The sequence below is a fragment of the Bacillus sp. RHFS10 genome (assembly GCF_016757475.1).
GTDB classification, from domain to species: Bacteria; Bacillota; Bacilli; order Bacillales; family Bacillaceae; genus Bacillus; species Bacillus subtilis_G.
In genome coordinates this window covers 77,268-89,470 of sequence record NZ_JAESPO010000005.1, presented here as the reverse complement: position 1 = coordinate 89,470, position 12,203 = coordinate 77,268, and the positions used below count along the sequence as shown (strand labels likewise).

The 12,203-nt window shown below is 46.6% G+C and carries 14 protein-coding genes and 1 riboswitch; of the genes, 2 read left to right on the top strand and 12 right to left on the bottom strand.

The annotated features are described in order from the left end of the window. Positions 1-77: 77 nt before the first annotated feature. The 8 genes from purU to JMN17_RS16745 all read right to left on the bottom strand — a co-directional run bounded on the left by purU (position 78) and on the right by JMN17_RS16745 (position 5,956). The gene (purU, locus tag JMN17_RS16780; RefSeq protein ID WP_202328577.1) at positions 78-980 is read right to left on the bottom strand and encodes a formyltetrahydrofolate deformylase; all 903 of its coding nucleotides are present in this window, start codon (positions 978-980) and stop codon (positions 78-80) included. A 70-nt stretch (positions 981-1,050) separates the two neighbouring features. Further along, positions 1,051-1,368: a multidrug efflux SMR transporter subunit YkkD gene (gene ykkD, locus JMN17_RS16775; RefSeq protein ID WP_202328576.1), complete on the bottom strand. Its 318-nt coding sequence runs from the start codon at positions 1,366-1,368 to the stop codon at positions 1,051-1,053. Further along, positions 1,368-1,706 (bottom strand): multidrug efflux SMR transporter subunit YkkC, encoded by a 339-nt coding sequence (gene ykkC, locus JMN17_RS16770; RefSeq protein ID WP_087990933.1) that lies wholly within the window; start codon positions 1,704-1,706, stop codon positions 1,368-1,370. The genes ykkD and ykkC overlap by 1 nt, the downstream gene beginning before the upstream one ends. A gap of 77 nt (positions 1,707-1,783) precedes the next feature. Continuing rightward, positions 1,784-1,895, bottom strand: a riboswitch (guanidine-I (ykkC/yxkD leader). Positions 1,896-1,927: 32 nt separating this feature from the next. Beyond that, on the bottom strand, positions 1,928-2,443 hold the full coding sequence (locus JMN17_RS16765; protein ID WP_087990932.1) for a GNAT family N-acetyltransferase: 516 nt from the start codon (positions 2,441-2,443) through the stop codon (positions 1,928-1,930). Further along, a complete protein-coding gene (locus tag JMN17_RS16760) occupies positions 2,433-2,960 on the bottom strand; it encodes a DinB family protein (protein WP_202328575.1) in 528 nt (175 codons plus the stop codon). The genes JMN17_RS16765 and JMN17_RS16760 overlap by 11 nt, the downstream gene beginning before the upstream one ends. An 88-nt stretch (positions 2,961-3,048) precedes the next feature. Continuing rightward, a complete protein-coding gene (locus tag JMN17_RS16755; protein WP_087990930.1) occupies positions 3,049-3,780 on the bottom strand; it encodes a DUF421 domain-containing protein in 732 nt (243 codons plus the stop codon). Positions 3,781-3,992: 212 nt separating this feature from the next. Continuing rightward, on the bottom strand, positions 3,993-5,192 hold the full coding sequence (gene hmpA, locus JMN17_RS16750; RefSeq protein WP_202328574.1) for an NO-inducible flavohemoprotein: 1,200 nt from the start codon (positions 5,190-5,192) through the stop codon (positions 3,993-3,995). A 245-nt stretch (positions 5,193-5,437) separates the two neighbouring features. Further along, on the bottom strand, positions 5,438-5,956 hold the full coding sequence (locus JMN17_RS16745) for an acyl-CoA thioesterase (protein WP_087991041.1): 519 nt from the start codon (positions 5,954-5,956) through the stop codon (positions 5,438-5,440). 183 nt (positions 5,957-6,139) lie between these two features. Here JMN17_RS16745 and JMN17_RS16740 point away from each other — a divergent pair, with 183 nt between their 5' ends. Continuing rightward, on the top strand, positions 6,140-7,000 hold the full coding sequence (locus JMN17_RS16740) for a dimethylarginine dimethylaminohydrolase family protein (RefSeq protein WP_202328573.1): 861 nt from the start codon (positions 6,140-6,142) through the stop codon (positions 6,998-7,000). Positions 7,001-7,089: 89 nt separating this feature from the next. Continuing rightward, entirely contained in the window at positions 7,090-8,139 is a 1,050-nt protein-coding gene (locus JMN17_RS16735) for a lactonase family protein (protein WP_087990927.1), read from the top strand. A gap of 41 nt (positions 8,140-8,180) precedes the next feature. Here JMN17_RS16735 and JMN17_RS16730 read toward each other — a convergent pair whose 3' ends face one another. From JMN17_RS16730 to JMN17_RS16715, 4 genes are read right to left on the bottom strand one after another with little or no spacing between them, the layout of a single operon-like run. Further along, the gene (locus tag JMN17_RS16730) at positions 8,181-9,170 is read right to left on the bottom strand and encodes an ABC transporter ATP-binding protein (protein ID WP_087990926.1); all 990 of its coding nucleotides are present in this window, start codon (positions 9,168-9,170) and stop codon (positions 8,181-8,183) included. A 12-nt stretch (positions 9,171-9,182) separates the two neighbouring features. Further along, positions 9,183-10,073 (bottom strand): C40 family peptidase, encoded by an 891-nt coding sequence (locus JMN17_RS16725; RefSeq protein WP_087990925.1) that lies wholly within the window; start codon positions 10,071-10,073, stop codon positions 9,183-9,185. A 17-nt stretch (positions 10,074-10,090) separates the two neighbouring features. Continuing rightward, a complete protein-coding gene (ykfB, locus tag JMN17_RS16720; protein ID WP_202328572.1) occupies positions 10,091-11,170 on the bottom strand; it encodes an L-Ala-D/L-Glu epimerase in 1,080 nt (359 codons plus the stop codon). Beyond that, positions 11,167-12,126 (bottom strand): S66 peptidase family protein, encoded by a 960-nt coding sequence (locus JMN17_RS16715; protein WP_202328571.1) that lies wholly within the window; start codon positions 12,124-12,126, stop codon positions 11,167-11,169. Before JMN17_RS16715 ends, ykfB begins: the two co-directional genes overlap by 4 nt. Between the last annotated feature and the right edge of the window lie 77 nt (positions 12,127-12,203).

Sequence of the window (12,203 nt, the reverse complement as noted above, 5' to 3'; positions counted from 1 at the left end):
ATATTATGCAAAGAAAAAAGTCTCTTGTCAAGTTTTCGTCACCAAAAAATGCCCGCATAGCGCGGGCATTTTGCAGTCTAGTTAAAGACGATTGTTTTATTTTCATGAACGATGACGCGGTCTTCCAAATGCCATTTCACAGCACGCGCAAGCACGCTGCGTTCTATTGTTCTGCCGATGTTTTTCAGCGCTTCCGCATTGTCCCGGTGGTCCACACGCTCAATATCCTGTTCAATGATCGGCCCTTCGTCAAGATCGTTTGTGACATAGTGAGATGTCGCTCCAATCAGTTTCACGCCGCGCTCGTAAGCCCGTTTGTACGGATTCGCACCGATAAAAGCAGGCAGGAACGAATGGTGGATATTGATGATGCGATTCGGATGAGCCGAAACAAAGTCAGGTGTTAAGATCTGCATATAGCGAGCGAGAACAATTACGTCAATCTCGTATTGCTCAAGCAGCTCAAGCTGCTTCTTTTCGACTTCCGCTCTGATGTCTTTGTTCGCTTTCATATAGTGGAATGGAATGTTCAGCCGCTCTACCAGCTCTCTCGCATCCTCATGGTTGCTGATGACAACAGCGATTTCCGCCATCAGGTTGCCGGTTTGCCATTCCCAAATCAGCTCATGCAGGCAGTGAAGTTCCTTTGAAACAAAAATGGCGACACGCTTCAGCTCGCTTGCCAATGTTAAGCTCCATGTCATGTCGAAGTTTTCCGCTGTAGAGGCAAACGCCTCCTGCAGTGTTTCTTTTTTCTCGCGAATGTCCGCGCAGTCGAATTCGATTCTCAGGAAGAAGCGGCCACCTTCAGGGTCTGTCGTATATTGGTTGGATTCTATAATATTGGCGCCGTGTTCAAATAAAAACGCGGAAACCGCCGAGACGATACCCGGCTGATCGGGACAGCTGACCAAAAGACGCCCTTTATCCTCATTTCCGTCACGGTATTCGTTTAACCGCTGGGTCATATATGATTTCATGAATAATCCCTCTTATCTTTGTAAGTCTAAACTATTTATCCATTATACTGAAGATTTGATAAAAATCAATTTATGACATCATTTTTAATCCAACCGCTGAGCATAAAATCAAAGAGATAAAGAAGATCCGTTTGGCGTCTTTCGGCTCCTTGTAAAAGAGGATGCCGATAAGCGCACCGCCGGCTGTGCCAATGCCTGTCCAGACAGCGTAAGCCGTGCCCATCGGAATGGTTTCCATGGCATACGACAGTAAGGAAAATGAAGCGGCAAAACCAACAATGATCAACAGCACCCATTTCACGCTTTTTTCTTTCGCATATTGATTCATAAGGGCCACGCCGGCCATCTCCAAACAGCCCGCGCACAATAAACTGATCCAGTGCAGCATTATGCCTCGCCTCCTTTTTCCTCTGTCTCATCCGGTGTCACAAGCTTCAATCCGATCACACCAATTAAGAGCACACCGATTAACAAAAGCTTCGGCCATCCAACCGGCTCATGAAACAGAATGATTTCACTCAGCACTGTTCCTGCCGTCCCGAGCCCGGTAAAGACGGCGTACACGGTGCCGACAGGCAGACTGTTTGTCGCTTTCATTAAAAGATAAAAGCTGACTATGATGCCGACGGCAGTGCCGCTCCATGTTAAAGCTGAGTCAGCATGCTTTAAGCCTACCACCCAAACAACTTCGAAAACGGCGGCAAGCACGACTAATCCCCATTTCATTTCAAGTCATTCCTTTCTTTCCAGTAAGATTCTCCGAAAACAAAAAAACCCCGGACAGTCGTCTCACATGAGATTGACTCTCCCGGGCTTTTTTCCCTCCGTGTGCATACACGCCTCTATTTACGCGTATGTGTTTCCTCTCGGACCAGTCCATGTCCATTAACATGCGGAACCCTAGAAAACTTTACCTGACATCATGATACTAAACTCAGCTCTATCTTTCAATTGTAAGATTTTCTTTCATATACTGCGATTGGTTTATTCCATTTTGTGATCGTTCTATCGTAAATCATGCCAATTTTCTCCGCTACCCGTATGGACGCTTTGTTATCAGGGTCAATCAAAGCCGCAATTGTGCCAAACTGCCGCTCGGTGAAGCCGTAGTCCAGGCAGGCCCGCGCCGCTTCTTGTGCATAGCCGTTCCCCCAGTGGCGGCGGGCAAACATATAGCCGATTTCCATTACGGTTTGATTTTCCACCTGCTGTGGTACGATGCCGCATTGCCCCAAAAAGTCCCCTGTCCGCTTATCTTCGGCGATCCACAGACTGACGCCGTACCCTTTTTCATTTCTTTTGTTCCAATTGATCCACTCGCGGGTTTGCCTTTTATCTTTTAAGCCGGAATAATATTTCATGACGTCAGGATCGTTAAAAAGCTCAAACAAAGAGGCTTGATCCTGATCTTCCATACAGCGCAAACGAATTCGGTCGGTCACAAGCTTCGTTTTAGCGCTCATATTTCACCATATCCTGCTTCCATTCTTTTTTGAGGGCTTCAATATGGGCTTGATGATAGCGGTTATGATCCGCCATATGCCAAATGCCCCACCGTATGGTCGCGGTGTCACTATCGTAAGAAAGCGGCTGATGCAAATCATTTTCAGTTAAGGTGTAACATACCGATTTCAGCTCGTTTACCACATGCCGATGTCTTTTCAGGAGTTCATCTAATCCGAGCTGATTCTCCGGTTCAGGCAGCCGTCCACTTTCATCTGTCATCGGGCCGTATGTCTGTTCAATATGATCCGGTATTCGATTCTCCTTGATACGCCAGACCCATCTGATATCAACATTTGCGATATGGTGCAAAAGCTGAGCCGTGCTGTTTTTTGTTTGGCAGCGCCCCTTATAATATAGTTCACTCTGTGTCATGTGACTTACAATAGAAGCCAGACGGAGACTGTTTTCTTCCACTGCGGAATATAATAGACTGACCGTCGGCGCCATGTCTTTTCTAATAGATAAGTCCTTCATGTTCACTTCCCCTCCTAACAAGGTACATTTGACACCAAACAAAAATTCCCTTTAAAAAAGAAAAAGCTCCCTTAAATAGAGAGCAGAATCAATTGTTATTTCCCGGTTTATATAAGTAGGGATCATGCTGCGGGCCGTTGGAGGAATTCACATCAAGCGAGATATCGCCATGGGCATTCATCGTGCCAAGTGTAATCGAGGATAGCCGTTTGGGGCTGTACCCTTTTTTCTCAAGCTGCTCAAACAGCCAGGATCTGTTTTTTTGAAGGTATTTTAAATTATGGTCAAGGATTTCGCCATCCAGTATGAGCGGAATCGGAATAAAATTCCGTTCAGCTTCCATATTCAAATCCCGTACCTGTACCGCTCTCGCTTCCTCTTTTGGGATGACGCTTACTTCTCCCGTTTCTTCAATGATGGCAAGATCAATGTCAGCCGGATCGGCATAGCCCTTTTCCCTTAGCTTTCCGAGCAGTTCATTAACAGTCAACCTTTCTTTGCGCAGCCCCTGTTCATCAATATCCCCGTTTCGGATTAATACAGTCGGGCTTACGACAAGCATCCATCTCCATTTATTAGAAAGGGAGAGTTTGGTCATCAGAAGATAAAGCACTAAAAAAGAGCCCGCGTAATAAATCGACATTGGCAGCTTGGATGTAAGAATCGGTTCACTGATAATCGTACCAATCGCGAAGGTCAAAAGCAGATCAAAATTGTTCATTTGTGACACGGCTTTTTTACCGGCAAGCCGAAACAGAATATACGCAATCGAAAATACGATAACTGGCTTCAGTAAAAATGCCCATACCATCCATAACACTGATCTTTACCTCCATCCGCTCGTTATATTGTGCCTATTGTTCCCTGAGGCATATCCTCTATGCATCAACCCTTTTATCCGGCCTTAAATAGGCGAATATCTCTGGCGGCGGGGAGTCAGTATCGTTGGAGGATGCAGAAACAGTCGCCTGTCTGCCACTACTTTCACGATAAAAAACTCTTCTCTATAGTGAGAAGAGTTCGCGGGGATGCTCAAACGGATTGCTCCAAACTTAATTGTGGGCCAAACAGCTCGTAATGGATAGAATCCGGAGCTGATCCGAGTTTTGACACAAGCTGATGCATCGCCGTAATAAATGACGGTGAACCGCAAATATAATAATCCGCATCTGTATTGATAATCAGTTCTTTGAGGAACTGATTATCAATCTGTCCTTCATGAAACAGAAGGTCACCTGCACGGTCTTGCTCTGTCGGCTCGCGATACACAAATGCGGTTTTGACAGAAGAATGGTTTGCCGCTTCTTCCACTTCATGGCGCAATGCGTGGTATTCACTGTTTTTCGCGGCATGAATGAAAAGAATCTGCCGTTCAGGCTGCTTGGAAACAGACGTTTTCAGCATGCTGATCATTGGTGTTATGCCAACTCCGGCACTGATCAGAACAAGATCTTTTTGTGATGAAGGATCTAAAACAAAGTCCCCCGCCGGTGCGCTGATCTCTATTAAATCTCCCTCATGTAGTCCATCGTGTAAATACGTAGACACGGCACCGTCTTTCTTCACTGAAATTCGATAATTGTCTTTTCCCGGCATATCAGACAGGCTGTATTGACGGATTTGCGTATATTCAGCATCAGGAATCCGCACTTTGATGCTGATATACTGCCCCGCTTGAAATTCAGGTAACGGCTTGCCGTCTTCCGGCTTCAAATAGAAGGATATAATTTCTTTACTTTCACGCTCTTTTTTTGCGATGACAAATGGCTTATACTCCTTCCAGCCGCCGGCTTGCTCCTCCGCCTGCTCATACATTTCTTTTTCAATTCCGATGAACGCGTCAGCGATTACTCCGTACGCTTTCTCCCATGCCTGCATAATGTCAGGTGTCGCAGCGTCTCCTAGAACATCTTTAATCGCAATCAGCAAGTATTTGCCGACGATCGGATAATGTTCAGCCTTGATTCCGATACTGCGGTGCTTGTGGCCGATTTGTTTGACGACCGGAATGATATTTCCGAGCTGGTCAATATTTGCTGCAGCTGCAATAACGGCATTTGCAAGGGCAGTGCGCTGTGTTTTTTTCTTTTGGTTTGTTTGATTAAAAATGTTCAGAAGCTCTGGATGGCCTTGGAACATCAGATCGTAAAAACGGCCAGTGATGGCTTCTCCATGCTGTTGTAATACGGGTACAGTGCTTTTAATGATTTCGATTGTTTTATTATCTAACATTTCATAAACAATCCTTTCAAAAGATGTATTTAAAATATATCTTTAAGATACAAGATCTCACGGATAAAAGATATATCCAAAATGAATCTTTAATAAAGTTGTCACAAGATTTTCAATTTCTCGTGACAATTGTTGCTTTTTTATAGAATCCCCTAGCAAAAACGGACTAACCTTTGTAATGATCACCATAAGAAAGGTGCAAAGCACAAAAAAACCCAAAACAACATATGTTTTGGGTTTAACATTTACCAAGGCCTTTCAGTTCCGAGCGCATTTGCAAGGGCCTGGCTGTGCTTTTTGCGGTTTTTTCGTTCATTGGCGCGCTGAACCGCCGTATTATGCAGCATGATTTCTTCTTCTGTTTCCGGTACAACTCTCGGCACAGGCACCGGCTTGCCATTTGAATCCAATGCGACAAATGTCAAAAAGGATGTCGCGGCGAGTTCCCGTTCGCCAGTCATCAGGTGCTCCTTAATGACTTTTACAAACACCTCCATGGACGATGTGCCGACCCATGTCACATATGACTCTAAGCAGACAGACTCCTTTTGGCCGATCGGCTTCAGAAAATCCACTGAGTCCATCGAAGCGGTTACTGTTTCACGTCTGCAATGGCGCGCCGCGGAAATTGAAGCAATGTCGTCAATATAACTCATTAATTTTCCGCCAAACAGCGTGTTATGGTTGTTCGTATCAAGCGGGAACACCCTGCTGGTTTTTACAACCTTTGACTCTTTACAAAATCTTGTTTCCGGTGTTTCCATATCTTTCTCCCCTTTGATGTCTGATCGTTTAGCTACATGCACTTATATTCTCCTATTAAACAATATTCTCTGCCATTTGTCTAAAATTTAAAATGGTTTGCCTGTCTTCTTTCCAACACGTTTAATGATTTTGGTGATGGGGAAATAATACCTGTATTCTTCAATCGGTCAGGAGGAGAACCAATGGAAGCATCCATCCCGAAACAACAGCACAAAACGGTATGCCGAACGGAATACGGCGCACTTGAGAAAGTCATTTTATGCAGACCGGAGCATATGACGATAAAAGATGTCATAAACGAAACACAAAAACATTTTGAAGATGACAATATTCATGTGAAAACCGCTGCAGATCAGCACAACCGCTTTATTGAAGCACTCAGGTCACACAACATCGAAGTCATCCTTTTGCCCGTCCGCAAAGGACTCCCCGAGCAGGTCTTCACCCGGGACATAGGGTTTGTCATCGGAGAAAAAGCCTTCCTCTCGAGCATGAATGAGCCGATTCGCCAAGGGGAAGAATCGGTCATAAAAGATTTTTTTCACAGTCAAGGCATTCCTTACACCCGTATGCTTGATACAAGCATTGAAGGCGGTGATGTCATTGTCGATGGTAAGATCGTCTACGTCGGAATCAGCCAGCGCACGGATATGTCAGCCATCGGCCAGCTGGAAAAGGCGCTTCCTGACTATACAGTCGTTCCCGTTCACCTGCATGAAAAATATTTGCATTTGGACTGCGTATTTAACATCGTATCTGAAAACGAAGCGTTAATTTATCCTCAAGCCCTTGAGCCAGAGGAAGTTGATATGCTGGCAAAACGTTATGATCTCATTGAAGTGCCAGAGGATGAACAATTTACGCTCGGAACCAACGTCCTTTCCATTGGAAGAAAAACAATTATCAGCCTCCCTTGCAACCGCCATGTCAATCAGCAGTTATCAAATAGAGGCTATCACATCATCGAAATTGACCTTACAGAAATTATTAAATCAGGCGGCTCCTTCCGGTGCTGTACGATGCCGCTGATGCGCGGCGAATGATCAATATTCCCCTTTTTCAAGTTTTGAACAGCTTATTTTATCAAGATACGTTAATATAGAGGTGACATCATTTTTAAGGGGGCATTCGCATGACAAAGTACATAGGGTATGTCGGAACATATACAAAAGGCGGAAGCGAAGGGGTTTATTCATTTGAGCTTGATACTGAGAAAAAAACACTCAGCGAGCCAAAGCTTGCCGCTAAGCTGGGCAACCCCACATATGTGACGCCGAATAAAGACAACACCATTCTTTATTCCATTGAAAAAGCAGATGGCCAAGGCGGAGTTGCTGCTTATAAAATTGATCAAAACAGCGGCGAATTGACATTTCTGAATCATCAGTTAATTGACGGCCCATCGCCGTGCCACGTAAACGCCGATGAACATAATCAATTCGTATTGACAGCCAACTATCACAGCGGGAAAATCCACGCTTTTCCGATTCAGGAAGACGGGAGCTTACAATCACCTGCTTCAGAAGCCGCTCACACAGGAAAAGGGCCGCACGAAAGGCAAGAAAAACCGCATATACATTACGCGGGGTTCACACCTGAACACAATTATGTCGTAGCGGTTGACTTAGGAATCGATAAGCTGTACACCTATAAAATGGAAGACGGAGTATTGACTGAATCCGGAAGCCATGCCTTCGCTCCCGGCACAGGACCTCGCCATATCGCTTTTCATCCGAAAGAAAAATACGCTTACGTGATGACAGAATTAAGCAATGAAGTGATTGCGCTTGAATATAATCCGACAGCCGGCGAATTCAGAGAAACCCAGGTCGTCTCTGCCATTCCTGATGATTTTACGGATAACAGCCAAGGAAGCGCAATTCATGTCACACAGGACGGCCGTTTTGTTTACGTCGCAAACCGCGGCCATGACAGTATCGCTGTATTTGAAGTGAATCAATATTCAGGCGAGCTGGCATTCGTAGAAAGAGTCTCGACAGAAGGAAACTGGCCTCGCGACTTCGTCCTTGATCCAACGGAAGCGTTTCTTGTTGCTTCAAATGAAGAAACAGGCAATCTTGTCCTGTTTGAAAGAGACAAAGAAACCGGCCGATTGACAGTGCTTCCTTCAACTGTTTCCGTCCCTTACCCGGTTTGTGTGAAATTTTTACATCAAGCATAAAAACAAAGACTGGCTCCGCAAAGCGGGCCAGTCTTTTTGGTTTATCTCACCTTTTCTTTCGTATCAGCATTTCGATACAAATGGCAAGCGACAAATCGGCCGGCTTCGATTTCTTGAAGCTGGGGACGGGATTCCCCGCATTCTGGCATCGCCTCCGGACAGCGGGTCCGAAACACGCAGCCGCTCGGCGGATTGACCGGGCTCGGCAGCTCCCCTTTTAAGAGGATGCGCTCGCGCTTGTCCTCCAATTCAGGGTCTGGAATCGGAATCGAGGATAAAAGCGCCTTTGTATAGGGATGCAGCGGTTCACGATACAGGATACCGCTCTCTGTGATTTCCATCATGTGCCCTAAGTACATGACACCAATCCTGTCACTGATATGCTTCACCATCGAAAGATCATGGGCGATAAATAAAAACGTGAGCCCTTTTTCTTTTTGAAGCCGCTTCAGTAGGTTGACGACCTGCGCCTGGACCGAGACATCAAGTGCAGAAATCGGTTCGTCCGCCACGATAAATTCAGGATTCAGCGACAGTGCTCTGGCAATCCCAATTCGCTGTCTTTGTCCGCCGCTGAATTCATGGGGATAACGGCTGCCAAAATCGGGGTGAAGCCCCACTGCCTCAAGCAGCTCGTCCACGATGAGAAGCCGAGCTTCATGCGTATTGTAAAGGTTGTGAATTTCCATAGGCTCCAAAATGATGTCTCGAACAGTCATGCGCGGGTTAAGCGAAGCATAAGGATCCTGAAAAATCATCTGCAGCTTGCGGTTGAAGGCAAACTGCTCTTTGACACTTAGTGCGTGAAGGTTCGTTCCGCGGTATTTCACACTTCCTTCTGTCGGCTGATACAGGCGCATCAGCACTCTTCCCAAGGTTGATTTCCCGCATCCTGACTCTCCGACAAGCCCGAACGTTTCTCCTTCACGAATCTGAAAGGTGATCCCGTCGACAGCTTTGACTGTCCGCTTTTTTCCTGCGTCAAAATGCATTTTCAGCTGGCTGACCTCCAACAAAGGCAGTGGCGTCATTTGTCTCCCTCCTTATTCTGAAAAACAGCGGCGCACCGCACATCGTTCTTTTTCATAAATTGTCTCTTTTAATGTAAGGATTTCAATTGATTTTCCTGTCTTTGGAGAATGAAGCATTTTCCCGCCGCCTACGGACAGACCGACGTGATGAATCGCTCCTTTTCCTTCCTCATAAGCAAAAAACAGCAGATCACCGGCTTTCATATCATCAAGCGGAACATCTTCCCCCGCCTTTGCCTGATCTCCCGCATCACGGGGGATGTTGTATCCATTGGCCTTAAATATACTGTACATAAACCCGGAGCAATCAAACCCAAACCCGCTGATCCCTCCCCACAGGTATGGAAGCCCGAGAAAAAAAGCCCCCGTTTGAACGATGTCTTCAGCAGTCCCTTTCTGTTCGCGGACAGGCACTGCATCACTTTGCTTCACAAACCTTTCCCCAAAAACGGTCGAAACCTTAAAATATCCGTTTTCTTCTGCAATGAGGGGGAGAACCGTCAAAAAGCTCAATTCGATCTCCTTTTCTCCATTACTTTTGTACAAAAAGGCAGCTGGTTTACTGATCATGACCTCGTTTTGTATATGGATAGGACTTGTTTTTTTCAGCTGGTTCTTTTTCATCCAGCCCGGATATCCGCGCGGATCTTTTCGGGATGGCTGGCTCGGCACAATGACAGAAACCCATTCGTCCTGTTCCGCCGTCACCAGTACCTTTTCGCCAAAGAGAACCTGAGTTTGGATGATATTGTCTGCACATAATCCAAGCCGCTCATCATACGTCATGCGCTCCAGCCAGTCTCTGATCAATACGGTCGGACGAAGCATCACTTGATCAGATGGACGCGGCGATTCAGGCGCTGTCCAGATGTTGGCCACTGCTGAGATGACAGTGTGCATCATGGTTTTATTTCCCCTTTCTATAGCGCAGCTCCGGTGATTCCGAGACCCGGTCTGTCAGGCATCGCAATCGTGCTGCCGCTGTATGTGATGCCGCCTTTGATGATATCTGTTTTCAGCATCAGCGGCGCGTCAAAATCAAACCTTGTGATGTTTTTTTGGCTTGCGGCGAAATGTGCCGCGGCCGTAATGCCCAGCTTCGTTTCGATCATGCTGCCGACCATGCACTCCACTCCGCACGCCTCAGCCATGGCATTGATTTTCTCTGCTCCGCTGATGCCGCCCGCTTTCATCAATTTAATATTGATTAAGTCTGCGCTCCGCGTTTGAAGAACTTCGAACGCCTGACGCGGCGTAAAAACACTTTCATCGGCCATAATCGGCGTGGCTGTCGCATCTGTTACCTTTTTAAGCCCAACGAGATCATCTTTAAGGACAGGCTGTTCGACAAGCTCAATACCAAGACCTGTATCCTCCATTTTCTGAATCGCTGTTACTGCTTCCTTCGGCGTCCATCCCTGGTTGGCGTCTAAACGAAGTTTCACGGCTGGTCCGACACGTTTTCTGATTTCTTGGATACGGGCGATATCTGTTGCGATATCATCTTTGCCGACCTTTATTTTCAGTGTTTGAAAGCCTTGTTTGAGATAATGCTCGGCATCCTCTGCCATCTCTTCAGGTGAGTTGACACTGACGGTATAATCTGTTTCCAGCGTATCCCGGTATCCGCCGAGCATTTGGTAAAGCGGCAGTCCGCACATCTGCGCCCAGCCGTCGTATACCGCCATTTCCACAGCCGCCTTCGCGCTCTGGTTTCCTGTAAGGAGATGCTGGATGTCATGCAAAATGGCCCCACAGCCAGACAGGCTTTTTCCAAGCAGTGCCGGTTTCAAGACATTGTGAATCGCACTTTCAATACTATCCATGCTGTCTCCTGTAATCACCATCGTTGGAGGTGCTTCCCCCCATCCGATGGCGCCGCTGTCATAAGTGATCCTTACAATGACCGATTCAGCCGTATATACAGTGCGAAGTGCGGTTTTAAACGGTTTTGTCAGCGGTACGGCGATTCGACTTGTGTCTATTTGAATGATTTTCATGTCTTCAGCGCCCCTTCTGAAACGCCTGCCTCAATAACGACTGTTTTTTCTGCTGTATTCATAGCAGCTTGCGCGCCTACCGGTACGGCGATACTCGGTGAACAGTGGCCGATTTTAAAACCTCTCAGTGCAGGCTTGCCCGCCGATACAATATAGTCTTCAAGCACTTGCTCAAGTGAGAGGGACTTCTCTCTTTTCACCGGGACACAGTTATGAAAATCACACACAAGAATTCCGGCTGCGTCCGTCAGTTTCCCTGCCATTTTCAGCTGATTCAGCATCCGGTCGATTTGGTAAGGCTCCTCGTCAATATCTTCAATAAACAGCAGCTTCCCTCTCGTATCCATTTCAAACGGCGTGCCCAGCGTAGACGTCAGCAAAGAGAGATTTCCTCCGACAAGCTCCCCTTCCGCTTTTCCGGGAACAAGCACGGTCAGCGGTGAAAGCTCTTCTGTATAGGTGAATTCCGTCTCTCGGAAGAGCTGCTCATACGACGCTTTTGTCAGAGGGTGAACGTCGTCGAGGCCAATATCTGAACTGAGCATCGGGCCGTGGAAGGTGACAAGACCTGTGTTTTGATGGATGGCAGTATGTAAAAACGTAATATCGCTGTATCCCCAAAAGATTTTAGGATGTTTGCGGATTAAGCTGAAATCAATGCCGGCGGCGATACGTCCTGTCCCAAAACCCCCGCATGCGCACAGCACTGCTTTTACCTCCTCGTCTCTGAACATCTCATGGAGATCAGCCAGCCGCTCATCATCCTGTCCCGCTAAATAGCCGTGCTGGTTTTTCAGCGCCTTGCCCAATTTCACCTTTAAACCGAGCTCTTCTAAAAATAAAAGCGCGGTTTCAAGCTTTTTTGGATCCGGCGGGCTTGCGGGCGCGATCACTCCAACTGTATCACCCTTTTTAAGCGCTTTTGGCTTGTGATTCAACTGAACCACTCCTTTCATTTTCTCTGCACCCTACGTATACGTGCAAAAAAGAGAAAAAATACCGCTCCTTCGCTATAAAGAAGCAGTATTTTCCC

What these genes read in the sequence shown, in the direction of transcription:
- ykfB (WP_202328572.1), bottom strand. Translation starts at nt 11,170, where the DNA reads ATGAAAATCATTCAAATAGACACAAGTCGAATCGCCGTACCGCTGACA.
- JMN17_RS16715 (WP_202328571.1), bottom strand. Translation starts at nt 12,126, where the DNA reads ATGAAAGGAGTGGTTCAGTTGAATCACAAGCCAAAAGCGCTTAAAAAG.
- JMN17_RS16765 (WP_087990932.1), bottom strand. Translation starts at nt 2,443, where the DNA reads ATGAGCGCTAAAACGAAGCTTGTGACCGACCGAATTCGTTTGCGCTGT.
- ykkC (WP_087990933.1), bottom strand. Translation starts at nt 1,706, where the DNA reads ATGAAATGGGGATTAGTCGTGCTTGCCGCCGTTTTCGAAGTTGTTTGG.
- JMN17_RS16745 (WP_087991041.1), bottom strand. Translation starts at nt 5,956, where the DNA reads ATGGAAACACCGGAAACAAGATTTTGTAAAGAGTCAAAGGTTGTAAAA.
- JMN17_RS16730 (WP_087990926.1), bottom strand. Translation starts at nt 9,170, where the DNA reads ATGACGCCACTGCCTTTGTTGGAGGTCAGCCAGCTGAAAATGCATTTT.
- hmpA (WP_202328574.1), bottom strand. Translation starts at nt 5,192, where the DNA reads ATGTTAGATAATAAAACAATCGAAATCATTAAAAGCACTGTACCCGTA.
- JMN17_RS16725 (WP_087990925.1), bottom strand. Translation starts at nt 10,073, where the DNA reads ATGATGCACACTGTCATCTCAGCAGTGGCCAACATCTGGACAGCGCCT.
- purU (WP_202328577.1), bottom strand. Translation starts at nt 980, where the DNA reads ATGAAATCATATATGACCCAGCGGTTAAACGAATACCGTGACGGAAAT.
- JMN17_RS16740 (WP_202328573.1), top strand. Translation starts at nt 6,140, where the DNA reads ATGGAAGCATCCATCCCGAAACAACAGCACAAAACGGTATGCCGAACG.
- JMN17_RS16735 (WP_087990927.1), top strand. Translation starts at nt 7,090, where the DNA reads ATGACAAAGTACATAGGGTATGTCGGAACATATACAAAAGGCGGAAGC.
- ykkD (WP_202328576.1), bottom strand. Translation starts at nt 1,368, where the DNA reads ATGCTGCACTGGATCAGTTTATTGTGCGCGGGCTGTTTGGAGATGGCC.
- JMN17_RS16760 (WP_202328575.1), bottom strand. Translation starts at nt 2,960, where the DNA reads ATGAAGGACTTATCTATTAGAAAAGACATGGCGCCGACGGTCAGTCTA.